This is a genomic window from Nonomuraea sp. NPDC050786 (genome assembly GCF_040654115.1).
In the GTDB taxonomy this organism is placed as follows: domain Bacteria; phylum Actinomycetota; class Actinomycetes; order Streptosporangiales; family Streptosporangiaceae; genus Nonomuraea.
Genome location: NZ_JBFAHJ010000012.1, coordinates 180,284 through 204,755, shown reverse-complemented (window position 1 = coordinate 204,755; position 24,472 = coordinate 180,284). Strand labels below are relative to the sequence as shown.

The window sequence follows — 24,472 nt, the reverse complement described above, 5'->3', positions numbered from 1 at the left end:
GGGCGGCGCGGCCGTGCCCCCGACCGGACCAAGGCCCGGAGAGACCGACTCTGGATGGACCTAAAGGACAAGCAAAGAGGTAGTCGGTGTGCACAGCGTGGCGGTGAGCGTTCAGATGGCCTGGGACCGGATTCACGGCCCCTGCCAGAGCGGCACCCCCACCTACACCGCCGACACGATCGCCCGCCGACTGGATGGCAAGGCGGTCAAGCCCTTCACCTTCGGCTACTTCCGCCGGCCCGCCTCCGCAGGTAGTAGGCGTACGTGGCGGCCGCGAGGGCCAGGCTCCACGGCAGCCAGAACAGTCCTGGAAGGAACGTCCCCCAGTGGCTCGCGGATAACGTGACCTGTCCGGCGGCCCACCACAGCCACAACCTGGCCCCAGCCTGGATCAGCAAGATGGAGGCCGCCGTCGCCGGGACGACGGCGAACCAGATGGGCACTCGCCTGCCGCGCAGGAAGGGAATCCAGCGCGGGAAGACCTCGCCCCAGTCCTGAACCAGCCCGAGTGTCAGCACTGCCCCCGCCACGCACAGTCCTCCCAGCACGAACTCCGAGGCCCCGGCGTCCACGACCAGGTAGTCGGCCGGCACTCCAAGCGGGATCCCCAGCCCCCACGAGATGCGCGAGATTCCGTACGGCAGAGCCAGCATGGCCGCCGCGTAGGTGGCCCACCTCCCCCACCGGCCGGGGCTCACGTCGCCGCCGCGCGTGTTCCAGACAACCAGTGCCCACAACCCTCCGCCTGCGATGCTGAACAGCATGAACAGCAGTGGCCAGTCCCACAGCTTCGTGTATCCCATGAACAGGTAAGCGAAGTTCTGGATCACCCGGACGTCGGGAACGGCCACCAGCAACGCGACGGCAAGCAGCGCTCCGGCCACCCTTGGCCACTGTGTCCGTGGCGCGCGGGCCAGCACCACCGCAGCGGCCACACCGAGCACTCCGGCCACCGCGAAGATCACACCGGTGGTGCCCGGCTCAGCGGTGGCGAAGAACGAGCCCATGTCAGAGCCGCGAGGATCATTGCTCCCCAGGGGGAACGACCTGCCTTCGACCGCCCAGTAGGCGCCCACCAGTCCGAGAGCCAGCGACCAGACGCCCGCGACCACCGGAAGCTTTGCCATGACTTCTCTGGAGGAGACCGCTTCGCCCGCCAGTTTCTCCGCGGGGAAGGTCACGCCGCCCTCACGGGAGCCGAGATCATGTCCGCCGCTTTCGCGATGTAGGAGCCGGGCAGATCGGCGAGGAGGTCGACGTCCTTGGCCGCGGGAAGAGCGTTAACCGCTTGCGCCGCCAGGTCGCGGCAGTAGGCCAACGTGTCGTCGACGACGCCGCTGTCTCGGACCCTGGCTAGGATCGTCTCGGCATCGCCGTCGAGCAGATGGGGGTCTGCATCCCTGGCCCGCAGCAGTGGCAGGGTGTAGACGCTCTGTCGCACGTCGTTCGCTGAAATCGCATGAGGAAGCTTGATCGCCATGCCCCCACTATTTTCCAACCATCGATGATCGTGGATCACCTGCGAAGGGGAAGCAGATCCCCTGCAGGAGTGAGTCGACCCGGCTGTCGCCGCGGAGTACCTGCGCTGGCAGGTAGACCGCGTCGGCCAGGGCTATCCTCGCAAGCCCAGGCCGCCGCACCCGCGGGCAATCCGTCCCCCAATCGCCCGCGAGCTCGGGGCCGGCCGCTCGGCGCTGTACCGGGCGCTGGAGAACGACGAGACGGCCGCCACCGACGAAGCAGGAAGCCATGGAAGTGCCGTCGCATGAACAGCGCGGCACAGACCCAGAACCCCCGGTGTTCACGCCGGGGAGCGCGTCAAACGTGGGGGGCCAACATCGGCCGCCGGCCGGTCGTGTCAATCCGCTCCCACGGCTGGTTGACGGGGACCTGCGTGTTCCTGCTGTGATCGAACAGCCGTTCGGCTACGATTGACTTCGCCGGGCCACCTCTTCCCCGGCAGTCGCAGAAAATGTCGGTGGCAGGCCGTAGCTTTCACTCGACTGATCGGACCACAATCCTCCAGGGGGAGTTCCCATGGCTATCAACGACCGCGAGAAGGCCCTCGAGACCGCCCTCGCCCAGATCGAGCGGCAGTTCGGCAAGGGCTCGGTGATGCGCCTGGGCGACGACGCCCGAGCCCCCATCGAGGTGATCCCCACCGGGTCGATCTCCCTTGACGTGGCCCTCGGCATCGGCGGCCTGCCGCGCGGCCGCATCGTCGAGATCTACGGCCCCGAGTCCTCGGGCAAGACCACGATCGCCCTGCACGCGGTGGCCAACGCCCAGCGGGCCGGCGGCATCGCGGCGTTCATCGACGCCGAGCACGCCCTCGACCCCGAATACGCCAAGAAGCTGGGGGTCGACACCGACGCCCTGCTGGTCTCCCAGCCCGACACCGGCGAGCAGGCGCTGGAGATCGCCGACATGCTGATCAGGTCCGGCGCCGTCGACATCATCGTCATCGACTCGGTGGCCGCGCTCGTGCCCAAGGCCGAGATCGAGGGCGAGATGGGCGACAGCCACGTCGGCCTCCAGGCCCGCCTCATGTCCCAGGCCCTGCGCAAGGTCGCCGGCGCGCTCAACAGCACGGCCACCACCGCCATCTTCATCAACCAGCTCCGCGAGAAGATCGGCGTCATGTTCGGCAGCCCCGAGACGACGACCGGTGGTAAGGCGCTCAAGTTCTACGCCTCGGTCCGGATGGACATCCGCCGCATCGAGACCCTCAAGGACGGCACGGAGGCGGTCGGCAACCGCACCCGGGTCAAGGTCGTGAAGAACAAGATGGCCCCGCCCTTCCGCGTCGCCGACTTCGACATCCTCTACGGCGTGGGCATCTCCCGCGAGGGCGGCCTCATCGACATGGGCGTGGAGCACGGCTTCGTCCGCAAGTCCGGCGCCTGGTACACGTACGAGGGCGACCAGCTCGGCCAGGGCAAGGAGAACGCCCGCAACTTCCTGAAGAACCACCCCGACATGGCCAACGAGATCGAGAAGAAGATCAAGGACAAGCTGGGCGTGGGTCCGCGCCTCGACGCCCCGGCCGAAGCCGCGGCCCCGGCCCCCGCTCCTTCCGGCCGTGGCTCGAAGTCCACGCCGAAGCCGGGTGACGTCTGATCGCCCATCCCATGAGCGACCCCGTCCTCCCCATGGGTGACCCAGACCGGCCACAGGCGCCCCGATCCCGGGGCGCCCGGTCCGGCCCCCCTTCGCAGTCCCGGTCGTGGGGCCGCGATCTGGCCCGCTCGTCCACGGACGGCTGGCCGTCGGTCGACGAGTGGCGCGACCAACGCGCCCGCCAACGCACCTCCACCCCCTCCCAACCCGACCCCTCCACCTCTCCACCTGATGCGGCCGCCTCTGAGCCCGACCCGTCCAACATCGAGGCGGGGGTGGCCGACCTTGAGTCCGGGGCCGCCGATCCTCCACCTGATGCCGACGTTGCTCGGGAGGGAATCGCCGACCTTGGGCCTGTGACGGCCGACTCTCAGCAGGGAATCGCCGACGCGGGGCCTGTGACGGCCGCTTCTCGGCCGTGGATCGCCGATCCGGGGCCGGTGACGGCCGACTCTCAGCAGGGAGTTGCCGACGCGGGGCCTGTGACGGCCGCTTCTCCGCCGGAGGCCGCCGAGCCTTGGCCTGACCCGGTCGATGCTCGGCCCGAGACGGCGGGTGCTTCGCCTGGTGGGGACGAATTTCCGTCCGCGACGGCTCGTTCCCACTCCGGCGCGACCCATCCATGGTTCGCGGCGGCTGACTCTGCGGCCGGGCCGGCCGCTCCTGAGGCCGGGACCTGGTTTGCGGAGGAGCAGCCGGAGGGCGGAGAGGCCGGTCGGAAGCGGGCAGGCCGAGGGCGGCGATCGGGCCGATCCAAGCGGCGGTCCGGTGACGGTCAGAGTGGCGCTCGCTCTGGGCTGGGTGGTGAGAGCGGCGCTGGCTCTGGGTGGGGCGGTGAGAGTGGCGCTCGGTCTGGGCGGGGTAGTGAGAGCGGTTCAGGAGGTGAGCGCGACGCGGACCCGGAGTCCGTGGCTCGGGCCATCTGTCTCCGCCTTCTCACCATGGCACCCAAGACGCGCGCCCAGCTCGCCGAAGCCCTTCGCAAGCGAGACGTGCCGGACGAGGCCGCCGAGGCGGTCCTCAGCCGCTTCTCCGAGCTCGGCCTGATCAACGACGAGGCGTTCGCCGCGGCCTGGGTTGACTCGCGGCACCACGGCCGGGGTCTGGCCAAGCGCGCCCTCGCCGCTGAGCTGCGACATCGGGGTGTGGACACCGACACGGTCAAGGAAGCCGTGGAGCGGCTGGATCCCGACCAGGAGGCGGAGACGGCGCGGCGGCTGGTGGAGCGGAAGCTCGCCTCCACCCGATCGCTCGACCCGCAGACCCGTACGCGGCGGCTGGCGGGCATGCTGGCGCGCAAGGGCTACTCCGCGGGCCTGGCCTTCCGCGTCATCCGCGAGGCGCTCGAAGCGGAGGGCATCGACGTGGAGGAAGACTTCTCTTGACTTCCTCCACGGCGTGAGCACCGGGGACTCCCCCACGTCGCCGTGGGGTTCTTACTGCTTCTTCTACGCCGCCTGCACGGCGTGGGTTGCGGGCGGTGCCAGGGTTGGATTTGCCGCGCCTGGTCTTACCTGCCCTCCACAGTCGTTTATGCCGTGTCCAGCCAGCCCGGCGGCCACGGTGGAACCAGATATACCGATGCAGCGTGTGCCTTCGGTCAGGATATTGATCGCCGCGGCGATGTCGCGGTCGTGGTGCTCCCCGCAGCCGGGGCAGTCCCACTCGCGCACGTCGAGCGGGAGTTTCCCGGTCTGCCGGCCACAGCAGGGGCACAGCTGCGACGACGGGAAGTACCGCCCGGTCTTGACGAGTGTCCGGCCGCGGCGGGCGGCCTTGTCCTCCAGCAGCCGAATGAAGGCGCCCCAGCTCACCTCGTGCACCGCTTTGGCCAGCCGGCTCCGCGCCAAGCCCCGCACCGACAGCGTCTCGATACATACCGTTTGGTTCTCACGGAGGATCGACGTGCTCGTCTGGTGCAGGAAGTCACGGCGGGCATCGGCGACCTCGGCATGCTGGCGGGCCACCTTCAGCCGAGCCATGTCCCGGTTCTTCGATCCCTTCTGCTTGCGTGACAACTCCCGCTGCAGGCGGGCGAGCTTCTTCTCCCGCCGCCGTAGCCACTTCGGGTTGGCGATCTTCTCGCCAGTGGACAGCACGGCATAATGAGTCAGCCCGAGATCGATGCCCACCTCAGTGCCGACCTCAGGCAGAAGCTGATCGGCGTCAAGGACGTCGATCACGAACGAGGCGAAGTAACGGCCCGCCGCATCCTTGATCACCGTCACGCTGGACGGTGCCACGGGCAACCCCCCCCGCGACCAGCGCACCTCCACCTGGCCGATCTTCGCCAGATACAGCCGTCCCTCCCCGGTGAGCGTGAAGGCGTTGGCGTTGAACCGCGCCGACTGGCGACGATCATGCCGTGACTTCAACACCGGCAACCCCATCTTCGGGCCCTTGCGTCGGCCCGAGACCGAGTCGAAGAAATTCCTGTAGGCGGTGTTGACGTCGCGGACCGACTGCTGCAACACCACCGAGGACACCTCGGCCAGCCAGGCCCGCTCGGGTGTCTTCTTCGCCTGCGTCAACACCACGCGCTGGATCTCGGCATCCCCGATGAACGGCCGACCGGCCTTACGGGCGGCCTTGCGCGCCGCGAGCGCGTCATTCCACACCACCCGCGCACAGCCGAACGTCTTGGCCAGCATCTGACGCTGGCCAGCGTCGGGATAGAGACGGTAGTTGTAGCGCAGCTTCACCTTGACCCTCCCTCCCGCCCGTCACTCTTTGTCACTGCTCGAACACGTTATCGTTTGGCCTATGTCTCTTGCAGCGAAATACCGACGAGGACGCACACCGACACTCGAGGAGCTGTTCCTGCGGCACTATGAGGGAGCCGCCAGATGACCGGCACCCTGGCACTGGTCCGGCTCATGCTGCGCAGGGATCGCGTGCTGCTGCGGATATGGATCGCGATCGGCGCTGCTGCCTCGCCGGTGGCGCCGTTGCTGGGGCCGGCCGCGGTGGCCGCCACCTTGGCTGCGGCGGGGCCGGCGTTCCTGCGCCGCCGCGATCTGGTGCCCTCTGCCTGAGACCGCCGTGACCTCGCCGCCGGGGTCCAGCGCAAAAGCGATAAAAGCGGCTGGGCCCGGCCTGGCGGCGGCTGCTAATATCGCCGACGGCGTAGGAGACGCCTGATGGCTACGTGACGAGGGAGGTTGATGAATATGGCTGCCAGCAGCCCTTATCAGCATGCCCTTGTCCGGTCCGCGCGGGACTAGCGCGCGGCCCGGGTCGTTCCAACGACCAGGAGTCTCATATGTGTTCTCTCTTTCCGGTGACCGATGCCGATCTGACCACCGACCGCCTCGTCCTGCGGTCGTGGCCCCCGGCCGAAGCCCGCGCCGTCCTGGACGGTGCCCGGTTGGGGCACTGGGCCGAGGACTTCCCCGACGAGGGGGATCACGTCATCGTCGGTCTGTTCGACAAGTTCCCCGCGTGGCTGGACGAGTACGGCCACCGCCAGGTCATCGAACGCGACAGCGGTCTGGTGGTCGGCTCGATCGGCCTGTTCTGGCCGCCCAGCGACGGCACCCTGGAGATCGGGTACGGCATCGTGCCCTCCCGCCGGGGGCGCGGCTACGCTCCCGAGGCCACGCGCGCCCTGGCCGAGTTCGCCTTCACCGCGCCAGGCGTCCACACGGTCCACGCCAACGTGGAGCTGTCGAACCCCGCCTCGATCCGGGTGCTGGAAAAGGCCGGCTTCCGGAGGACGCACACCGACGCCGAGCAGAACACGGCCCGGTACGTCACCACACCGCCGCCCCAGCGGTAACTACCTCAGGGGATCGGCACACCTGTGCCGATCCCCTGAGTCACCGGCCAGACGTAGCAGCCCTGCTCGCTCCAGGCTCGCAGCCCCCAAGAGGGGCAATTCGGGCAGTAATGGGGGATATTGGGCGGAGTGTGGAGATGCAAGCCCGTAAGACACGCTTGATGACGCGTTTGCTTGCTCGTGACCTGTTCGACGCATAACCTCGACGGCAGTGAGGAGTTACTCCGCGCAGCGCGGATTGCCATACCGGTGAACGACGGACGAACGAGGCTGATTGGTCAAGGCGGGCGAGGTGTCGGCTTTACTGGTCGACGCCCGGTCAGTCTTGGCTGGATATCGATCCTGACGCCCGCCGGGCTGTTCGTGACGCGCTTGTGACCCCTCCCGTTTGTGGCCGCGTTATGAGGTGTTGACGACGCGAGGAGGGCGGGGCGCACATGGGGCCGCTGGTCGTGGTGCTGATGGTGGCGGTGCTCGTGCTCGCGTTCGGGATGATCGTCGCGCTCCTCGTCGTCATACGGCGCACCTCGAGCAACGCGCCACGGGTGGCCAAGCCCAGCGCCGAGCAGGTGCAGGCCGTCCACGAAGAGCTTGAGCAGGCGCGTGAGGAGGCGCGGGAGATCCGCAACAAGGCGGAGACCGACGCCGAGGAGATCCTGCGCAGGTCCGAGGCCGCCGCCGAGAGCGCCGCGCAGATGCGGCGGGAGGTCGAAGAGGAGAGCCGGATACTCAAGTCCGAGCTCAAGGAGCTACGCGCCGACCTCGAGCGGCGGGAGGCCCGGCTGGCCGAGCGGGAGCAGCGGCTCGACGAGGAGGCCAGGCGGCAGACCGAGCGGGACAGGAAGCTGGCCGAGACCGAGGTGGAGCTGGCCGACCGGCGCGAGGAGCTGCTCCAGGTCGAGGAGGAGCGGAGAGTCATCCTCGAACGGGTCGCCGGGCTGACCGGCGAGCAGGCCAAGGCCGAGCTGGTCAAGGAGATCGAGAACCAGGCCAAGCGCGAGGCCGCGCTGATCGTCAGGGAGATCGAGGGCGAGGCCCGCAAGGAGGGCGAGAAGCGAGCCACCAAGATCGTGACGCTGGCCGTGCAGCGGGTGGCGGCCGAGCAGACGGCGGAGTCGGTCGTCAGCGTGCTGCACCTGCCCGGGGACGAGATGAAGGGCAGGATCATCGGTCGTGAAGGGCGCAACATCCGGGCCTTCGAGTCCACGACCGGCGTCAATCTGATCATCGATGACACGCCCGAGGCCGTGCTGCTGTCCTGTTTCGACCCGGTGCGGAGGGAGACGGCCCGGCTGACGCTGGAGAAGCTCGTACTGGACGGGCGCATCCACCCGCAGCGCATCGAGGAGGCGCACGACCGCAGCCGCCAGGAGGTGCAGGACCTGTGCGCACGTGCCGGTGAGGACGCCCTGGTCGAGCTGGGGATCACCGACATGCATCCCGAGCTGACGCTCCTGCTCGGCCAGCTCAGATACCGGACGTCGTACGGGCAGAACGTGCTGAAGCACCTGATCGAGTCCGCGCACATCGCCGGGATCATGGCCGCCGAGCTGCGGATGAACCAGGCGCTGATGAAGCGCTGCGCCCTGCTCCACGACATCGGCAAGGCGCTCACCCACGAGGTCGAGGGCAGCCACGCGCTGATCGGGGCGGAGATCGCCCGCAGGTACGGCGAGGAGGAGGACGTGGTGCACGCCATCGAGGCGCACCACAACGAGGTCGAGGTCCGCACCGTCGAGGCGGTGCTCACCCAGGCCGCCGACGCGATCAGCGGCAGCCGCCCCGGCGCCCGGCGCGAGTCCCTGGAGGCGTACGTCAAGCGCCTGGAGCGGCTGGAGGAGATCGCGCAGTCGTACGAGGGCGTCGAAAAGGTCTTCGCCATGCAGGCCGGCCGGGAGATCCGGGTCATGGTCAAGCCGGACGCGATCGACGACATCCAGGCGCAGGTGATCGCCCGCGACGTGGCCAAGCAGGTGGAGGAGGAGCTGACCTACCCCGGCCAGATCCGCATCACCGTGGTGCGGGAGTCCAGGGCCACCGAGTTCGCCAGATAAGGCGTCCCGGGGTTCAGGCCAGGCGGACGCGCGGGTCGAGCAGCCCGTACGCCACGTCCACCAGGAGGTTCGCCACCACCACCGCGGTCGTCGCCAGCGTGACCACGCCCATGATCACGGGCAGGTCCCCGCTGACGAACGCCTGCACCACCGCCTGCCCCACCCCGCCGAGCCCGAAGACCGACTCCGTCACCACCACTCCGCCGATCAGCGTGCCGACGTCCACCCCGAGCTGCGTCACCACCGGCGTCAGCGCGGCCCGCAGGCCGTGCCGGTAGATCACGCGCCGCTCCGGCACCCCTTTGGCCCGGGCCGTGCGGATGTAGTCCTCGCCGAGGACGTCCAGCATGGAGCCGCGCGTCAGCCGGGCGTACGACGCCGCCTGGACCGTGGCCAGCGTGACCCACGGCAGGATCAGGTGGCGCGCCCATTCGGCGGGATCCTGCGTGAACGGCACGTACGAGTCGGGCGGCAGGACGGGCAGCCCCACCATGGAGAGCTGGAAGAACAGGAAGTACAGCAGCAGCAGGCCCACCACGAAGGTCGGCATCGAGACCCCGGCCAGCGCCAGCAGGGTCAGGCCGCGATCCAGCAGGGACCGCGCCCGGGTGGCGCTGAGCACCCCCGCGCCGACGCCGAAGGTGAACCAGAGCACCGCGCCCCCGATCACCAGCGAGAACGTCGGTGGGAAGTCGGCGGCGAGCAGCTTGCCGACCGATTCGCCGGAGAAGTACGACTGGCCCAGGTCGCCGTGGAGCAGTCTGCCCAGGTAGTCCAGGTACTGGACGAGAGTGGGCCGGTCGAGGCCGAGGTTGTGGCGGATCAGCTCCACCTGCTCGGGCGTGGCCTGCCGCCCGGCCAGCGTCCTGGCGGGATCGCTGGGCGCGACGAAGAAGAGCAGGAACGTCCCGAGCGTCACCAGCCACAGGACGAGCAGGCCGAGCAGGACCCGGCGCAGCAGGAACGCGCGCAGCATCACGCCCCCTTACGTGTACGGCGACGGCGGCTGAACAGGCGCTCCGTCCGCGGGTCGATGGCGTCCCTGATCCCATCGCCCACCAGGTTGAACGCGAGCGTGGTGATCAGCAGCGTGACGGCGGGGAACCCCAGGTACCAGTACGCCACCCGGTAGAACCCCTGCGCCTCGCTCAGCAGGTTCCCCCACGAGGGGGTGGGCGGGACGATCCCCAGCCCCAGGTACGAGAGCGTCGACTCGAACACGATGGCCGCGGGGACCAGCAGCGTGGTCAGCACGATGACGGGGGCGAGCAGGTTCGGCAGGATGTCCACGAACATGATCCGGAAGTCGCCCGCCCCCATCGACCGGGCGGCCTCGACGTACTCGCGCTCCTTCAACGACAGCGTCTGCCCGCGCACCACGCGGGCGATGGCCGCCCACGAGTAGAACGCGATCACCCCGATCGTCGCCGTCAGCGAGGGCCCGGCGATGGAGACCACCGCGATCGCGAAGATCAGGTACGGGAACGACAGCACCACGTCCATCAGCCGTGACAGCACGGTGTCCACGACGCCGCCGTAGTAGCCGGCCAGCAGCCCGACCACCACCCCGACCAGCGCCGCCAGCCCGGTGGCGACCACGCCGACGAGCAGCGAGACGCGCGCCCCGTACAGGACCCTGATGAACAGATCGCGCCCGAGCCGGTCGGTGCCGAACCAGAACTCCCCGTTCGGCGGGACCGGCAGCCCCTGGGCGGTGATGCCGGTGTCGCGGAACTGGTCGTCGGGGCCGTGGCCGTTCCAGGCGGCGATGAGCGGCGCGGCCAGCGCCAGCGCGCACAGCAGGATGACGACCAGGCCGGACACCAGGGCGACCTTGTCGGTCCTGATCCGGCGCCAGGCGAGCTGCCAGGGCCCGCGCCCGGCTATCCCGCCGGACGCGACGGCGCCGGGCCTGATCTCGGTCAGCGTCATACGACCACCTCGATCGGGAAGTGGCAGGCCGCCGACCCCTCGAGCAACGGTTCCACCGACGAGCAGATCTCCTGGGCTCGAGGGCACCGGGGATGGAAGCGGCAGCCGGACGGCGGGTCGATCGGCGAGGGCACGTCCCCGGTCAGCACGATCCGCCGCCGCCGCTGCGCCTCGTCCGGGTCGGCCACCGCGGTCGCCGACAGCAGCGCGTTCGTGTACGGGTGCCGCGGCCGCTCGTACACCGACTCCGCGTCCCCCAGTTCGACCACCTTGCCCAGGTACATGACCGCGATCCGGTCGCTGATGTGCCGCACCACCGACAGGTCGTGGGCGATGAACAGGTACGTCAGCCCGAACTCGGCCTGCAGGTCCTTCAGCAGGTTGAGGATCTGCGCCTGGATGGACACGTCGAGCGCCGACACCGGCTCGTCGCAGATGATCAACCGCGGGCGCAGCGCGAGCGCCCTGGCCACCCCGATCCGCTGCCGCTGCCCGCCGGAGAACTCCGCGGGGAAGCGGTTGTAGTGCTCCGGGTTGAGCCCGACCCGTTCCATCAGCTCCTGCACGGCCCGGCGGAGCCGGTCGCCGCTCATCACCCGGTGGATCACGAGCGGATCGGCGATGATCGACCCGACTCGCCTGCGCGGGTTCAGCGAGCCGTACGGGTCCTGGAAGATGACCTGGATGTCGCGCCGGTAGGGGCGCATGCGCCTGCGCGGCAGGTTCGTGATGTCCGCGCCGTCGAACCGCACAGTGCCCGACGTGACCGGATGCAGCCCCGCGATGCACCGGGCGAGCGTGGACTTGCCGCAGCCCGTCTCACCCACCAGGCCCAGCGTCTCGCCGGGCGAGAGCGCGAAGCTGACCCCGTCCACCGCCTTGACCTGTCCGACCACGTGCTTGACCAGCGCGCCCGTGGTGATGGGGTAGTGCTTGACCAGGTTCGAGACCTCGAGCAGCATCACGACTCCTTCGCCTTGAGCCGCAGCGCCTCCGCTTCCGCGCCCAGCCCGACCGCCTCGTGCGGCAGCCAGCAGGCCGAGGCGTGGGTGCCCTCCCCGGTCACCGTGGCCAGCGGCGGCCGCTCGGCCGGGCAGACCGGCATCGCGTACGCGCAGCGCGGGTGGAACGCGCACCCGGACGGCAGATCGATCAGGCTGGGCGGCGAGCCCGGGATGGGCCGCAGCCGCCCGCCCCGGTCCCCGCTGCTGCCCGGGATCGACTCCAGCAGCCCCTTGGTGTACGGGTGGTGCGGCCGGTAGTAGAGCGTGCGCCTGTCGGCCCGCTCGACCGCGAGCCCGGCGTACATGACCAGCACCTCGTCGGCCATGCCCGCCACCACGCCGAGGTCGTGCGTGATGAGGATGAGCGCGATCCCGAACTCCGCCTGCACCCGCGCGATGAGCTCCAGGATCTGCGCCTGCACGGTCGCGTCCAGCGCGGTGGTCGGCTCGTCGGCCACGATCAGCTTCGGGTTGAGCGCCAGCGCCATGGCGATCATCGCCCGCTGCCGCATGCCGCCGGAGAACTGGTGCGGGTAGTCGTCCACGCGGCGCTCCGGCCGCGGGATGCCGACCAGGCCGAGCAGCTCGACCGCCCGCCTCCTGGCCTCGGCCCGCGAGGTGCCCGGCCGGTGCACCCTGATCAGCTCCTCGATCTGCCAGCCCACCTTGTAGAGCGGGTGCAGGCTGGTCAGCGGGTCCTGGAAGACGACGCTGATCTCCGCGCCGCGGATGTGGCGCAGCCGCTCGCTGTCGAGCTCGAGCAGGTTGACGCCGTCGAACATGGCGGTGCCGGAGATGTCGGCGCCCGGGGAGAGCCCCAGGATGGCCTGGGTGCTCACCGTCTTGCCGCTGCCGGACTCGCCGACGATCGCCAGCGTGCGGCCGCGTTCGATGCGGAACGAGAGCCCCCGCACGGCCTGCACCACGCCGTCGGACGTGGGGAAGGCCACGCGGAGGTCCGTCACCTCCAGCAGGCTCATGGGGTGGTGGGGTTGAGCCAGAGGTTGGTGAAGTCGTAGAGCTGGAACGCCGGCAGGTACAAGGCGTTCTGCACCCGCTTGCTCTTGTAGATCGGCGTGTTCTGGTTGTTGAGCGGCACGATGACCGCGTCCGCCATCACCGTCTGATCGACCTGGTGCCACAGCGCGGCCGACTTGGCCTGGTCCTGCTGGGCCAGCGCCTGCTTGATCAGGTCGTCCACCTTGGGGTTGCTGTAGCAGCCGTAGTTGCTGGTGCCGGGGGTGCAGTTGGTCTGGAACAGCGGCTGGACGACCGCGCGGCCGTTGTTGCCGTACCAGTCGGGGACCCAGCCAGGGGCCGAGATGTCCCACTTGCTGGCCTTGGCGATCGACGGGTTCTGCAGGAAGGCGCCGTAGTAGTCGCCCTGCCGCACCGGCAGGCCCTTCACCGTGATCCCGCACTTCTGCAGGTCCGCCGAGTACGACTGGAAGTTGGCCGGGTGGTTGCCCGCGTTGCGGAAGGCGCCGATGAGGGTCAGCCCGTTCGGGTAGCCGGCCTCGGCGAGCAGCTGCTTGCACTTGGCCGGGTCACCGGCGTCACCCGGCGACGGGTACGGGTTGTACTCCTGGTAGCCGATGTTGCCCGGCGGGATCGCGGTGTGCAGCGGCGTGGCCACGTCGGCGCCGCCGTAGACCTTGGCGATGGCGACCTTGCTGACCGCGTACTCGATGGCCTGGCGCACCTTGAGCTTGCCCATGGCGCCGCCGGCGTTCTTGCTCTGCAGGTTGAAGACGATGTACGGGTTGGTCACCGCGCCCGGGAAGATTTTGAAGCCGGGGTCGCCCGAGCCCTTCAGCTGTGGGATCTGCGCGGTCGGCACCGGCAGGTCCCACGACAGGTCGGCGCTGCCGGCCTCGAGCTGCTGCTGTACGGCGTCCGGCTCGTTGACGCCCATCTTGACCTCGATGGCGTTCACGTACTGGTGCCTGATCGGGTCCGACTCCTGCTTCCAGGCCGGGTTCCGCTCCAGCCGGATCGACTTGGTGGCCACGTACTGGGCGATCCTGTAGGGGCCGTCGGAGATCGTGTGCTGGCGGAACGTGGCATCGTCCGGCACGTACTGGTCGTACTCCTTGGGCGCGGCCACGGAGAAGTTCAGCGACAGGATGTTGAGGAAGTCGCTGGCGGGCTGGGTCAGCGTGAAGACCACCGTCTTGTCGTCCTTGGCCTGGACGCCCGCGATGTCATGGCCGTTCTGGAAGTCGGCCAGGGCCGCGGCCGTGGGCTTGGCCTTGGTGAACGCCTTGGCGTACGCGTCGCAGTACGCCTTCATGCCCTTGATCGTGCTCGTGTAGTAGCCCGGCGCGCCCGAGCCCGCCACCGGGTTGCAGATCCGCTTGAAGCCGCGGACGAAGTCGCCCGCCGTCACCTCGCGCGGCGGCTGGGTGTCCCACTGCACGCCGTCGCGCAGCTTGACCGTGTACGTGAGCCCGTCGGCGCTCAGGCCGCCGTTCTCCGTCGTGGGCAGCTCGGCGGCGACGTCGGGGACGACGGTGAAGCCCTTGGTCGTCTCGGACTCGCTCGCCACCCCGTTCAGTCCGAAGAGCCCGCGCGCGTAGGTGCGCAGGATGCCGTTGGTGACCGTGTAGTAGGAGCTGGTGGGGTCGAGGTGATCGACGTCGCCGCCGCCGACGAGCCTGAGCGTCCCGCCGGACATCGGTTTGCCCGGGGCGGCGGAGCTCGGCGGCGCGGAATTTCGCGCTCCGGTGTCGGTCTGACAGGCCACAGCGAACAAAGTTGCGGTTATCGCCACGGCAATGCTGAAATGGCGCATGCTGGCCATCTGGCCTCCCTCGTGCCGAGATGCGGGGCGTGCATGGCTGGCCGTAGTGGGGCGTGCGCCGTGGCCGCGGAGCACGTCCCACATTGCATGGTCACGCGCGCGGCGGCGATCGAAAAGGCGGTTACGCAACCGATGAGGATTAGCGACCGCTCGGTAATACCGATTTCGTAGTGAATTCGTCCGCGAATTACAACATCAGGCGAAAAGCTGCTGGTAAAAGGCCAGCTCGGCGGCGAGCGCCGCCACCCGCGTCTCCGTGCGGCGGAAGCCGTGCGACTCGCCCTCGAAGGCGAGATAGGTGCACGGCACGCCCCGCTCCGACAGCGCGTCCGCGAAGGCCTCCGACTGCTCCGGCGGCACCACGGGATCGTCGAGGCCCTGCAGGAGCAGCATGGGGCAGGTCACGCCGTCCACGAGGGCGAGCGGCTCCCGGCTCGCGTACACCTGCGGGTCCTCCGGCCCCACCAGCCACTCCACGTAACGCGACTCGAAGTCGTGGGTGTGCGCGACCAGCGGCGCGAGCGCGCTGACGCCGAAGTACGACACCCCGCCGGCGAACACGTCGGACCGGCAGCAGGCCGCCATCACGGTCCATCCGCCCGCGCTGCCCCCGCGCACCGCGATCCTGCGCGGGTCGGCCAGCCCCTCCGCGGCCAGCCACTCGGCGGCGGCGACCGTGTCGGCCACGTCGACCAGCCCCCACTGGCCCTTCAGCCGGTCGCGGTAGGCCCTGCCGTAGCCGGTCGAGCCGCCGTAGTTGACGTCGAGCACGCCGATGCCGCGCGAGGTCAGGAACGCCTTCTCCAGGTCGAGCGCGGTGTCGGCGTGCGCGGTCGGCCCGCCGTGCACGAAGATCACGTACGGGGGCACGCCGTCGGTCGCGGGGCCGTACGGCGGGTAGAGGAAGGCGGGCACCGGCGACTCGACGGCCCTCGGCACGGGCAGGTAGGCCGGGTCGGGCAGGCGTGCCCTGTCGCTCCTGAGCGTGCGGGACTCGCCGGAGGCCACGTCCACGCTGACGACCGACCGGGGGGTCGTCGGGGCGTACCCGATGCCGGTCACGGACGTGCCCTCGGCGGCCAGCGCCGCGTCCCACCCGTCGTAGGGCACGTCGAGGTCGGTGAGCGTGCCCGAGACCGGGTCGAGCACGCCCAGCCGCAGGTCGCCGCGCCCGTGCAGGACCGCGATCCGCCCGTCGCCGAGCACGGTGTACGGCATCCCGCCCAGCCGCCACGGCGGCAGCGTGAACTCCTCCTCGGCGGCGTGGATCGCCCGCAGGCCGTCGCCGTGGAGGCCGATCTCGTAGAGGTTCCACCAGCCGGAGCAGTCGGAGAGCAGGTAGAGGCCGGTGTCGTCCTTCCAGGCCGGGGCCAGCACGGACTCCGCGGGACCGCCCTTCACCGTCCAGGAGCCGCCGCCCGAGAGCCGGGTGACGCGTAGCTCGGTGCCGTCCCAGGGCATGCGCGGGTGGTTCCAGCAGACATAGGCCAGATGCCGCCCGTCGGGGGAGAGGGCGGGGGAGGCGTAGAAGTCGGAGCCGGTGGCCCATTCGCGGGTCTCGCCGCCGTCCAGCGGGATCGACACCACCGACCGGGTGACCTTGCCGTCGTCGTCGTGGCGCTCGCGTACGCACCAGACCTGGCCGTCGCGCACCAGCAGGTCCGCGTAGCGGCAGCCCTCCTCCGTGAGCGGTTTCGGTTCGCCGTAATCGCGAAGAATGTACAGGCGCTGATCTTTGAGGTTGGCGAAGACCACCTCGCCGCCCGGCGTCACGGCGTACGGCCTGCCGCCGTACTCGTGGACCCTGGTGCGCGCGTTCCAGGGCGCCCGCAGCAGCTCACGTTCGGTGCCGTCGGCCGCGCGGCACATGATCGTGGTGCGCCCGCCCTCGTCGGGACGGTCCTCGGTCCACCAGACCCGGCCGCCGTGGGCCGTGGGCCAGCCAGGGCGCACGCCGGAGCCGGCCACGTCTCTGGTCGAAATGGGGGAGGGCCAGAAAGGCATACCCGCATCCTGCCGGAAGATCGGCGACGGCGTGCGGCGGTCCCCACAGTTCACGTACAGCCCTCGGGCTTCGGCAGCCGCGACGGCAGTCGGAGCCCGGTCTTGCCGAACCACTTGTGCAGCAGCCGCGTGGCCGTCCCGTCATGCCACATCGCCGCGATCGCCTGGTTGACGGCCTCGCAGGTGGCGGTGTCGCCCTTCTTGATGCCGACGCCCCACTTCTCCTCGCTGACGGGGTCGTTCAGCAGCCTGAAGCGGCCGGGGTCCTGCTGGGCGAACCCGGCCAGGAGCAGGTTCTCGGTGCTCACCGCGTCGAGCTCGCCGTCGGAGAGCTTGCGTACGCAGTCGGAGTAGTTGGCCGCGTCCACCAGCACCGCGGGCTGGCTCAGCTTGCCGTCGGGCGGCGGATCGACGATCCTGCGGTACGAGTTCGAGCCCTCCGCCAGACAGAGCCGCCTGCCCCGCAGGTCGGCCACCTTCTTGATGCCGGTGTCACCGGCGCGGACCATCGTGTCCTGCCGGACGAGCACGTACGGGCCGCCGAACGTCACCTTGGGCAGGCGCGCCTCGGTGATGCTGTAGGAGGCGAAGATGAGGTCCACGCTGCCGTTCTGCAGCAGCGCCTCCCGGGCGGACGAGGGCGACTCCCGCCACGTGATGTCCACGTGGCGACCCTGCGCGAGATGGTCGACGACGTACCGGGCGACGTCCACGTCGAACCCCTGCGGGTCGCCCGGCCCGACCAGCAGCCCCAAGCTCGGCTGGTCCCACTTGGTGCCGACGACGACGTGGCCGGTGTTCCTGATCTTGCCGACGACGGTGGTGTACGAGCCCGCACTGCCGCACGCGGCGGCCAGCACCGCCACGCCCGCCCCTGCGAGCACCAACCCACGCATGGAGACAGTGTGGGGGTTGGGCAAATGGTGCGGATCGTCCTTGGGACTGTCGAAACGTAGAAATGGGCTTTTCTTGGGTTTTCCGACGAAGCACCTAAGTGACAGTTCAGTCGAGACACTTACCTTCGGCCCTCACTTTCAGGTCGAATGGTTGCTGTGACTACACGGCAAGCGCGTCTGCGGCGCGCTCTGACTTGGTCGGTCAGCGTGGTGCGTCACCGCCTGGACCTGTGGGCCGAACGAGAGACGCTGCTCCAGCGGGTGAGCACCTGGGGCATCGTCCTCGGATCGGTGCTGGCCGCGGGAACCCTGGTCTACATCGACGCCACGTCCATGGAGACCCCGCGGGAAGCGCAGAGCATCGACAGGTACACCCGAGCCGTGGAGCAACTCGGTTCCGGGCAGATCGAGGTACGCCTGGACGCGATCCACACGCTGCGACGCCTGGCGCAGGATTCTCAGCGAGACCGTGTGACGACCGTCGACGTCATGGCCGCGTACGTGCGCGAGCACGATTCGATGTCAGAGGCCAGGCTGCTCGGGCAGCCGGCCACCGACGTGCAGATGGCCCTGACCGTGCTCGGCAGCGTCTACGAGGCGCCGAACGCCGAGGTCGGGCACGACTGGGTCTGCGCCTGCAACCTGTCGCACATCCGGGTGCCGGGCGCGGATCTGAGCGGCCTCAACCTCGGTACCGCCATCCTGAGCCGGGCAGACCTGCGCGGGGCCCACCTGAGCGGGGCCAACCTGGCTTCCGCTGACCTGTCCGGCGCCAGGCTGCACGGGGCGTATCTGAACAGCGCAGACCTGCCGCACGCGGTCCTGTTCATGGCGGATCTCAGCGAGGCAGATCTGAACCGCGCAGACCTGAGCGGGGTGGACCTGTTCAAGGCGGACCTCAGGAGGGCGTACCTGGGCTTCGCGGACCTCAGCGGGGTGGACCTGTTCGAAGCGGATCTGCGCGGGGCGGACTTGCGCGGCGTGAACCTGCGCGGGGCGAGCCTGAGCGGTGCGGACCTGCGCGAAGCGGATCTGCGCGGGGCGATCCTCCGCGGGACGGACCTGAAAGGGGCGAACCTCAAGGGCGCGGACCTGACGGGTGCGGACCTGACCGGTGTGGACCTGAAGGTGGCCAAGACCGACGACGAGACCAAGCTCCCCACAGGGGCCCCCAGAACGTGAGAAGGCGGTGGCGCGCAGGTCGCGCGCCACCGCCGCTCCAGTTCTCGAAGGTCACTCCATCGTCGCGACGGCCTCCCGGCCTCCACCGCCGGTGGGGCCCGTGCCAACCGCCGAGGGCGGCGCGATCGGCCCTCCGGCCGACTTGCGGCTGCGGCGGCTGCGGCTCTCGAGCCAGTTCGCGAGGTAACCGAGAGCCAGGTTGATCACCACGTAGAACAGCGCCAGGACGATGGCGCTCGGGATGAGGTTGCCGTAGTTGACCGCGAACTGCTTCAGTCCGGCGTTCATCAGGTCCTCGTACGCGATGATCCAGCCGAGCGCGGTGTCCTTCAGCAGCACGACCATCTGGCTGACGATCGCCGGCATCATCGCGGTGGTCGCCTGCGGGACGAGCACCAGGCGCATCACCTCGGACTTGCGCAGCCCGATGGCGTAGGCGGCCTCGGACTGGCCCCTCGGCACGGCCAGGACGCCCGCGCGGAAGATCTCCGCGAGCACCGATCCGTTGTACAGCGTCAGGCCGATGACGACGGCCCAGAACGCCGGCACGCTGATCGTGTAGCCGCTCAGCGTGGCCGGGCCGGCCTGCACGAAGTAGATGAGGATCAGCAGCGGGATGGCGCGGAAGAACTCCACGACGCCGCCGCAGACCACGCGGATCAACCGGTGGTCGGAGAGCCTGCCGAGGCCGAACACCACGCCGAAGAGCAGCGCGAGCACCGCGCCGACCACCGCCGCCTGCAGGGTGCCGATCAGGCCGGGGATGATGAACCCCGTCCACGTGTCGCCGCGCAGGAACGGCTCCCACTTGGCGGCGTCGAGCTGACCCTTGTCGCTCAGCGTGGAGATCACCAGGTACGCGATGAGCAGCAGGACCACGACGGACAGCAGCGTCAGCACATTGTTGCGCAGCCGCGCGCGCGGCCCGGGGGCGTCGAACAGAACGCTGGTCATCGGGCCACCGCCAGTCGCTTGGCCAGCCAGCCGAAGAAGAAGCCGGTGGGGAGGGTCAGCACCATGTAGCCGAATGCGAAGCCGAGGAAGATGGGGATCGTTCCGCCGAAGTCGTCGAACATCTGCTTCATCTGGGCCGCCGCGTCGAGATAGCTCGCCACGGTGACGATCGTGGTGTTCTTGGTGAGGGCGATCAGGATGCTGCCCAGCGGAGCGATGACCGACCGGAACGCCTGCGGCAGCACGATCAGCCGTAGCGACTGGACGAACGTCAGCCCGATGGCCCTGGCGGCCTCCGCCTGGCCGACGGAGACGGTGTTGATGCCGGAACGCAGCGCCTCGCAGACGAACGCCGCGGTGTACGCCGACAGACCGGCCACCGCCCACCAGAAGTAGTTGGTGGCGGGCTCGTCGGAGAAGGTGAGCTGCATCGTGTCGCTGAGCCCCAGCGCGCACAGGATCAGCACCAGGGTCAGCGGGGTGTTGCGGACGACGTTGACGTAGGCGGAGCCGGCCCAGCGCAGCACCGGGGTGGGAGCCACGCGCATGGAGACCAGGACGATGCCGAGGATGAGCGCGAAGACCCCGCTCATGAGCGTCAGCCGGATCGTCGACCAGAAGCCCAGGAGGATCTTGTCGAACTCCTGTGCCAGTGGGGAGAAGTCAAACAGGGAAGAGGGGTCCATGACATTCCTCGTCGACGGTGCCCGGCGGCGAGCCTGAGCGGCTCAGGGCCGCCACCGGGCGATCGGGCTCGGACCGAAGATCAGGCGCAGCCCTCGGCGGGCGGCGCCGAGGTCTCGACCTTCAGGCCCGTGCCGGAGAAGTGCTTCTCCAGCAGCTTGGCCGCGGTGCCGTCGGACCACATCTCGCCCACGATCTTGTTGATCTCCTTGCAGCTCTCGATGTCGCCCTTCTTCAGGCCGATGCCGTACTTCTCGTCGGTGAACGGCGCACCCGCCACCTTGACGCCGGTGCCCTCACGCTTGGCGAAACCGGCGAGGATCGTGTCGTCGGTGGTCACCACGTCGACGGCCTTGCTCTTGAGCTTGGCGATGCACTCGTCGTAGCCGCCGGCGGGCACCAGGGTCGCCTCGACCTTGAGGTTCTGCTTGTTGGTGCCCTCGGTGATGTTCTTCCACGAGTTGGAGCCGCTGACCTGGCAGACCTTCTTGCCCTTGAGGGTGTCGAGGCTCGTGATCGAGCTGTCGTCGGCCCGGATGAGCGAGTCCTGGTGTGCCAGGTAGTAAGGCCCGGCGAAGGTCACCTGCGGCTTGCGGGCGTCGGTGATCGAGTAGGTCGCGATCACCAGGTCGACCTGGCCCTGCTTCAGGAAGCTCTCCCGGTTGGCGGAGCGGGCCTCCTTGAACTCGATCCCGCTCTCGGGCACGCCAAGCTTGCCGGCGATGTATTTGGCGACGTCCACGTCGAAGCCCTCGACCGTGCCGTCGGGCTTCTTCAGGCCAAGACCCGGCTGGTCGTACTTCACGCCGACGACGAGTTTCTTCTCGTCCTTGGCCTTCTGCAACACAGTGGTCGGCCCGCTGCCGCCGCAGGCGGCGAGACCGGCGATCATGGCACCGGCGGCGACGAGGGCAGCGCCCATGCGACGAATATGCATCGTCCTACCTCGGCTCTCTCAATGCGTCAGAATCTTAGAAAGGAAATCCTTGGCCCTGTCGGTCTGCGGAGATCCGAAGAAGGCGTCCGGGGTGTTCTCCTCCACGATCTGGCCGTCGGCCATGAACACGACCCTGTTGGCGGCGCGTCGGGCGAAGCCCATCTCGTGGGTGACGACCATCATGGTCATCCCGTCACGGGCCAGCCCGATCATGACGTCCAGGACCTCCTGCACCATCTCGGGGTCAAGGGCCGACGTCGGCTCGTCGAAGAGGATCATCTTCGGGTCCATCGCCAGCGCCCTGGCGATCGCGACCCGCTGCTGCTGACCGCCTGACAGCTGCGCCGGGTACTTGTCCGCCTGTGCCGCGATCCCGACGCGCTCGAGCAGCTCCATGGCGCGCTTGTCGGCGGCGTCACGCGCCTGGCCGCGCACCTTGATCGGCCCGAGCGTCACATTGTCCCGAATGGTCTTGTGAGCGAAGAGATTGAACGACTGGAACACCATGCCGACATCGGCACGAAGTTTTGCCAGACCTTTGCCTTCCTGAGGCAGTGGCTGGCCGTCGAAAATGATTCTCCCGCCGTCGATCGTCTCAAGCCGGTTGACGGCCCGGCAGAGCGTGGACTTGCCTCCGCCCGAAGGGCCGATAACGACCAGCACCTCGCCGCGGGAGACGGTCAGGTTTATGTCCTTCAGGACGTGCAGCGCCCCAAAGTGTTTGTTGACGTTCTCCAACCGTACGAGTGGAGCGCCGTTACCGTTCTCCGTCATGCGTCAAACCGTAGACGGTCCCAAGAGTACTGGTCACTAACCAAGCGGTACCGATCCGATCACATCATGCCACCAAGCAGGCCTTTTGGATCGGTACGGGCCTTGCCAAGCCCGGCAGCGACTACCCTTGAGCATGCCATGACTGTGACCCAGGAGGGCGCCCGCACGTACGAAGTGCGCACATACGGGTGCCAGATGAACGTGCACGACTCCGAGCGCCTGTCCGGCCTCCTTGAGGACGCCGGTTACGTGCCCGCCCCCGACGGCGAGACCGCCGACGTGGTGGTGTTCAACACGTGCGCGGTGCGGGAGAACGCCGACAACCGCCTCTACGGCAACCTCGGCCACCTCAGGCCCGCCAAGGTGAGCAACCCGCGCATGCAGATCGCGGTGGGCGGCTGCCTGGCGCAGAAGGACCAGGGCGAGATCGTCCGCAAGGCGCCATGGGTCGACGTGGTCTTCGGCACCCACAACATCGGCTCGCTGCCGGTGCTGCTCGAGCGGGCCCGCGTCGCGGGCGAGGCGCAGGTCGAGCTGAAGGAGTCGCTCGAGGTCTTCCCCTCGACGCTGCCCACCAAGCGCGAGTCGGCCTACGCCGCCTGGGTGGCCATCTCGGTCGGCTGCAACAACACCTGCACGTTCTGCATCGTGCCGTCGCTGCGCGGCAAGGAGAAGGACCGCCGCCCCGGCGACATCCTCGCCGAGGTCCAGACGCTGGTCGGGCAGGGCGTTCTCGAGGTCACGCTGCTGGGCCAGAACGTCAACACCTACGGCGTGGAGTTCGGCGACCGCCTGGCCTTCGGCAAGCTGCTGCGCTCGTGCGGCACGATCGACGGCCTGGAGCGGGTCCGCTTCACCTCGCCCCACCCCGCCGCCTTCACCGACGACGTGATCGCCGCCATGGCCGAGACCCCCAACGTCATGCACCAGCTCCACATGCCCCTGCAGTCGGGCTCGTCGCGGGTGCTGCGCGCGATGCGCCGCTCGTACCGCGCGGAGCGCTACCTCGGCATCATCGAGCGGGTGCGCGCCGCGATGCCGGACGCGGCCATCTCGACCGACATCATCGTCGGCTTCCCGGGGGAGACGGAGGAGGACTTCCAGGCCACCCTCGACGTGGTCCGCGAGAGCCGCTTCGCCAACGCCTTCACCTTCCAGTACTCCATCCGCCCCGGCACGCCGGCGGCCACCATGCCCGACCAGATCCCCAAGGAGGTCGTGCAGGAGCGCTACGAGCGGCTGGTGGCGCTGCAGGAGGAGATCTCCTGGGAGGAGAACAAGAAGCAGGTCGGACGCACGCTCGAGGTCCTGGTGGCCGAGGGCGAGGGCCGCAAGGACGACGCCACCCGGCGCCTTTCCGGCCGGGCGCCCGACAACCGCCTGGTGCACTTCACCGCCGGCGCCGAGACGCCCCGGCCCGGGGACATGGTGACGGTCGAGGTGACGTACGCGGCGCCGCACCACCTGGTGGCCGACGGGCCGGTCAAGGGCCTCAGGCGCACGCGGGCCGGCGACGCCTGGGAGTCCCGCCAGTCCGCCCCCGCGTCGTCCTCGGGTGTCCTGCTGGGCATGCCCACCATCGGCCGCCCTGCCGCCGCCCCCGCCACCACCTCGGGAGCCTGCTCGGCCCACTGACGCCCATCCCCGGGCTCATGTACGGCCTTGGGGACGCCCGCGCTCGCCTCGCGGAGTGGCGAGCGCGGGCGTACGCGCGGTGGTCAGCGGGTGAGGCGGTTCAGGTAGGCGTAGCAGGGTTCGCGGCGGAAGTCGTGGAAAGTGGCGCAGGGGTCCGCGACCACCTTGCCGGAGATCGACGGAGCCGGTGCCGGCTGTTCCTGGGCAGGGACCTGGGGAGCGGGCAGGACCTTCGGCTGGGGTGGCTGCGGAGGGGCTGGGCTGGACCGATGGGGCGGCTGCGGAGCCGCTGACCGCCGAGGTCCCGGCGGCGCCGTCATGGGCGCCGGCGGCACGGTGCCGGACGCGGGCGGTCCCGTCGTGGAGCCCGGAGAACCCGTGACAGGCGCGAGAGGCGGCTCCACGGCGAAGGACGGGCCGGCGGAGATCTCCGGCTCCGGCGGCGGGACGGCCTCGACCCAGGCCGGCGGGGGAAGCCTCGGTTTCGGTGTCTTCTGGAACGATCCATCCGAGGGTGAGACGGAAAGGCTTGCCGGGACGTACGAGAAATCCGATCTTGGGGAAAGCGTGCTTTCCTGATCGAATTCCGCCGTCCTTTGCGGTGGCGCTTCCTGGATGTTGGTGAATGCCAGGAATATGCCCGTGATCGCGGTGGCGAGCACCCCGGCGACGCCCGCGACGGGTGCGAGGCGGGCGCGGCTATCTGGGTAAATGG

21 protein-coding genes are annotated in these 24,472 nt (G+C 69.3%); 7 read left to right on the top strand and 14 right to left on the bottom strand.

All coding sequences use genetic code 11. The features are described 5' to 3' along the window. Positions 1-215 precede the first annotated feature (215 nt). Positions 216-1,127, bottom strand: a complete 912-nt coding sequence (locus AB0H84_RS23385; protein ID WP_357607695.1) for a hypothetical protein — start codon at positions 1,125-1,127, stop codon at positions 216-218. A gap of 50 nt (positions 1,128-1,177) precedes the next feature. Next, positions 1,178-1,480: a hypothetical protein gene (locus tag AB0H84_RS23380; protein ID WP_357607692.1), complete on the bottom strand. Its 303-nt coding sequence runs from the start codon at positions 1,478-1,480 to the stop codon at positions 1,178-1,180. 557 nt (positions 1,481-2,037) lie between these two features. On the opposite strand from AB0H84_RS23380, the gene recA reads away from it, so the two are divergent. Further along, positions 2,038-3,120: a recombinase RecA gene (recA, locus tag AB0H84_RS23375; RefSeq protein WP_357607689.1), complete on the top strand. Its 1,083-nt coding sequence runs from the start codon at positions 2,038-2,040 to the stop codon at positions 3,118-3,120. 11 nt (positions 3,121-3,131) lie between these two features. Then, positions 3,132-4,505, top strand: coding sequence for a recombination regulator RecX (gene recX, locus AB0H84_RS23370; RefSeq protein ID WP_357607686.1), 1,374 nt, complete (start codon positions 3,132-3,134; stop codon positions 4,503-4,505). A gap of 63 nt (positions 4,506-4,568) precedes the next feature. On the opposite strand, the gene AB0H84_RS23365 is transcribed toward recX, so the two are convergent. Next, the gene (locus AB0H84_RS23365; protein WP_357607683.1) at positions 4,569-5,822 is read right to left on the bottom strand and encodes an RNA-guided endonuclease TnpB family protein; all 1,254 of its coding nucleotides are present in this window, start codon (positions 5,820-5,822) and stop codon (positions 4,569-4,571) included. 144 nt (positions 5,823-5,966) lie between these two features. Here AB0H84_RS23365 and AB0H84_RS23360 point away from each other — a divergent pair, with 144 nt between their 5' ends. The 3 genes from AB0H84_RS23360 to rny all read left to right on the top strand — a co-directional run bounded on the left by AB0H84_RS23360 (position 5,967) and on the right by rny (position 8,952). Next, positions 5,967-6,155 carry a hypothetical protein gene (locus AB0H84_RS23360; protein WP_357607680.1) on the top strand — a complete coding sequence of 63 codons (189 nt, stop codon included), beginning with the start codon at positions 5,967-5,969 and terminating at the stop codon, positions 6,153-6,155. Positions 6,156-6,400: 245 nt separating this feature from the next. After that, entirely contained in the window at positions 6,401-6,898 is a 498-nt protein-coding gene (locus AB0H84_RS23355) for a GNAT family N-acetyltransferase (RefSeq protein WP_357607677.1), read from the top strand. 437 nt (positions 6,899-7,335) lie between these two features. Beyond that, complete coding sequence (gene rny / locus AB0H84_RS23350) at positions 7,336-8,952, top strand: ribonuclease Y (RefSeq protein WP_357607674.1); 1,617 nt, start codon at positions 7,336-7,338, stop codon at positions 8,950-8,952. Positions 8,953-8,965: 13 nt separating this feature from the next. Here the strand turns inward: rny and AB0H84_RS23345 are convergent, their stop codons facing one another. From AB0H84_RS23345 to AB0H84_RS23315, 7 genes are all read right to left on the bottom strand, one after another. Then, positions 8,966-9,928, bottom strand: coding sequence for an ABC transporter permease (locus AB0H84_RS23345; RefSeq protein WP_357607671.1), 963 nt, complete (start codon positions 9,926-9,928; stop codon positions 8,966-8,968). After that, the gene (locus AB0H84_RS23340; protein WP_357607668.1) at positions 9,928-10,884 is read right to left on the bottom strand and encodes an ABC transporter permease; all 957 of its coding nucleotides are present in this window, start codon (positions 10,882-10,884) and stop codon (positions 9,928-9,930) included. Before AB0H84_RS23340 ends, AB0H84_RS23345 begins: the two co-directional genes overlap by 1 nt. Beyond that, positions 10,881-11,846 (bottom strand): dipeptide ABC transporter ATP-binding protein, encoded by a 966-nt coding sequence (locus AB0H84_RS23335; protein ID WP_357607665.1) that lies wholly within the window; start codon positions 11,844-11,846, stop codon positions 10,881-10,883. The genes AB0H84_RS23340 and AB0H84_RS23335 overlap by 4 nt, the downstream gene beginning before the upstream one ends. Further along, positions 11,846-12,868, bottom strand: coding sequence for an ABC transporter ATP-binding protein (locus AB0H84_RS23330; RefSeq protein WP_357607662.1), 1,023 nt, complete (start codon positions 12,866-12,868; stop codon positions 11,846-11,848). The genes AB0H84_RS23335 and AB0H84_RS23330 overlap by 1 nt, the downstream gene beginning before the upstream one ends. After that, the gene (locus AB0H84_RS23325; RefSeq protein ID WP_357607659.1) at positions 12,865-14,565 is read right to left on the bottom strand and encodes an ABC transporter substrate-binding protein; all 1,701 of its coding nucleotides are present in this window, start codon (positions 14,563-14,565) and stop codon (positions 12,865-12,867) included. The genes AB0H84_RS23330 and AB0H84_RS23325 overlap by 4 nt, the downstream gene beginning before the upstream one ends. Positions 14,566-14,886: 321 nt before the next feature. Then, a complete protein-coding gene (locus AB0H84_RS23320) occupies positions 14,887-16,695 on the bottom strand; it encodes a prolyl oligopeptidase family serine peptidase (protein ID WP_357607656.1) in 1,809 nt (602 codons plus the stop codon). 50 nt (positions 16,696-16,745) lie between these two features. Next, positions 16,746-17,591 (bottom strand): glutamate ABC transporter substrate-binding protein, encoded by an 846-nt coding sequence (locus AB0H84_RS23315; protein WP_357607653.1) that lies wholly within the window; start codon positions 17,589-17,591, stop codon positions 16,746-16,748. A gap of 207 nt (positions 17,592-17,798) precedes the next feature. Between AB0H84_RS23315 and AB0H84_RS23310 the strand changes: the two genes are divergently transcribed. Continuing rightward, complete coding sequence (locus AB0H84_RS23310) at positions 17,799-18,773, top strand: pentapeptide repeat-containing protein (protein ID WP_357607650.1); 975 nt, start codon at positions 17,799-17,801, stop codon at positions 18,771-18,773. Between the two features lie 51 nt (positions 18,774-18,824). Here AB0H84_RS23310 and AB0H84_RS23305 read toward each other — a convergent pair whose 3' ends face one another. From AB0H84_RS23305 to AB0H84_RS23290, 4 genes are all read right to left on the bottom strand, one after another. Next, a complete protein-coding gene (locus AB0H84_RS23305; protein WP_357607647.1) occupies positions 18,825-19,727 on the bottom strand; it encodes an amino acid ABC transporter permease in 903 nt (300 codons plus the stop codon). After that, positions 19,724-20,413 (bottom strand): amino acid ABC transporter permease, encoded by a 690-nt coding sequence (locus AB0H84_RS23300; RefSeq protein WP_357607644.1) that lies wholly within the window; start codon positions 20,411-20,413, stop codon positions 19,724-19,726. Before AB0H84_RS23300 ends, AB0H84_RS23305 begins: the two co-directional genes overlap by 4 nt. 80 nt (positions 20,414-20,493) lie before the next feature. Further along, positions 20,494-21,333 (bottom strand): glutamate ABC transporter substrate-binding protein, encoded by an 840-nt coding sequence (locus AB0H84_RS23295; RefSeq protein ID WP_357607641.1) that lies wholly within the window; start codon positions 21,331-21,333, stop codon positions 20,494-20,496. A gap of 33 nt (positions 21,334-21,366) precedes the next feature. Beyond that, positions 21,367-22,122 carry an amino acid ABC transporter ATP-binding protein gene (locus AB0H84_RS23290; protein WP_357607638.1) on the bottom strand — a complete coding sequence of 252 codons (756 nt, stop codon included), beginning with the start codon at positions 22,120-22,122 and terminating at the stop codon, positions 21,367-21,369. 138 nt (positions 22,123-22,260) lie between these two features. On the opposite strand from AB0H84_RS23290, the gene miaB reads away from it, so the two are divergent. Beyond that, positions 22,261-23,757: a tRNA (N6-isopentenyl adenosine(37)-C2)-methylthiotransferase MiaB gene (gene miaB, locus AB0H84_RS23285; protein WP_357607635.1), complete on the top strand. Its 1,497-nt coding sequence runs from the start codon at positions 22,261-22,263 to the stop codon at positions 23,755-23,757. The last annotated feature ends 715 nt before the right edge of the window (positions 23,758-24,472 follow it).

Excerpts from the sequence above, each read along its gene's own strand:
- miaB (WP_357607635.1), top strand. The coding sequence starts at position 22,261 with ATGACTGTGACCCAGGAGGGCGCCCGCACGTACGAAGTGCGCACATAC.
- recX (WP_357607686.1), top strand. The coding sequence starts at position 3,132 with ATGAGCGACCCCGTCCTCCCCATGGGTGACCCAGACCGGCCACAGGCG.
- AB0H84_RS23325 (WP_357607659.1), bottom strand. The coding sequence starts at position 14,565 with ATGTCCGGCGGGACGCTCAGGCTCGTCGGCGGCGGCGACGTCGATCAC.
- AB0H84_RS23305 (WP_357607647.1), bottom strand. The coding sequence starts at position 19,727 with ATGACCAGCGTTCTGTTCGACGCCCCCGGGCCGCGCGCGCGGCTGCGC.
- AB0H84_RS23295 (WP_357607641.1), bottom strand. The coding sequence starts at position 21,333 with ATGGGCGCTGCCCTCGTCGCCGCCGGTGCCATGATCGCCGGTCTCGCC.
- AB0H84_RS23385 (WP_357607695.1), bottom strand. The coding sequence starts at position 1,127 with ATGGCAAAGCTTCCGGTGGTCGCGGGCGTCTGGTCGCTGGCTCTCGGA.
- AB0H84_RS23340 (WP_357607668.1), bottom strand. The coding sequence starts at position 10,884 with ATGACGCTGACCGAGATCAGGCCCGGCGCCGTCGCGTCCGGCGGGATA.
- AB0H84_RS23360 (WP_357607680.1), top strand. The coding sequence starts at position 5,967 with ATGACCGGCACCCTGGCACTGGTCCGGCTCATGCTGCGCAGGGATCGC.
- AB0H84_RS23320 (WP_357607656.1), bottom strand. The coding sequence starts at position 16,695 with ATGCCTTTCTGGCCCTCCCCCATTTCGACCAGAGACGTGGCCGGCTCC.
- AB0H84_RS23380 (WP_357607692.1), bottom strand. The coding sequence starts at position 1,480 with ATGGCGATCAAGCTTCCTCATGCGATTTCAGCGAACGACGTGCGACAG.
- recA (WP_357607689.1), top strand. The coding sequence starts at position 2,038 with ATGGCTATCAACGACCGCGAGAAGGCCCTCGAGACCGCCCTCGCCCAG.
- AB0H84_RS23300 (WP_357607644.1), bottom strand. The coding sequence starts at position 20,413 with ATGGACCCCTCTTCCCTGTTTGACTTCTCCCCACTGGCACAGGAGTTC.
- AB0H84_RS23335 (WP_357607665.1), bottom strand. The coding sequence starts at position 11,846 with ATGCTGCTCGAGGTCTCGAACCTGGTCAAGCACTACCCCATCACCACG.
- rny (WP_357607674.1), top strand. The coding sequence starts at position 7,336 with ATGGGGCCGCTGGTCGTGGTGCTGATGGTGGCGGTGCTCGTGCTCGCG.
- AB0H84_RS23345 (WP_357607671.1), bottom strand. The coding sequence starts at position 9,928 with ATGCTGCGCGCGTTCCTGCTGCGCCGGGTCCTGCTCGGCCTGCTCGTC.
- AB0H84_RS23330 (WP_357607662.1), bottom strand. The coding sequence starts at position 12,868 with ATGAGCCTGCTGGAGGTGACGGACCTCCGCGTGGCCTTCCCCACGTCC.
- AB0H84_RS23315 (WP_357607653.1), bottom strand. The coding sequence starts at position 17,591 with ATGCGTGGGTTGGTGCTCGCAGGGGCGGGCGTGGCGGTGCTGGCCGCC.
- AB0H84_RS23290 (WP_357607638.1), bottom strand. The coding sequence starts at position 22,122 with ATGACGGAGAACGGTAACGGCGCTCCACTCGTACGGTTGGAGAACGTC.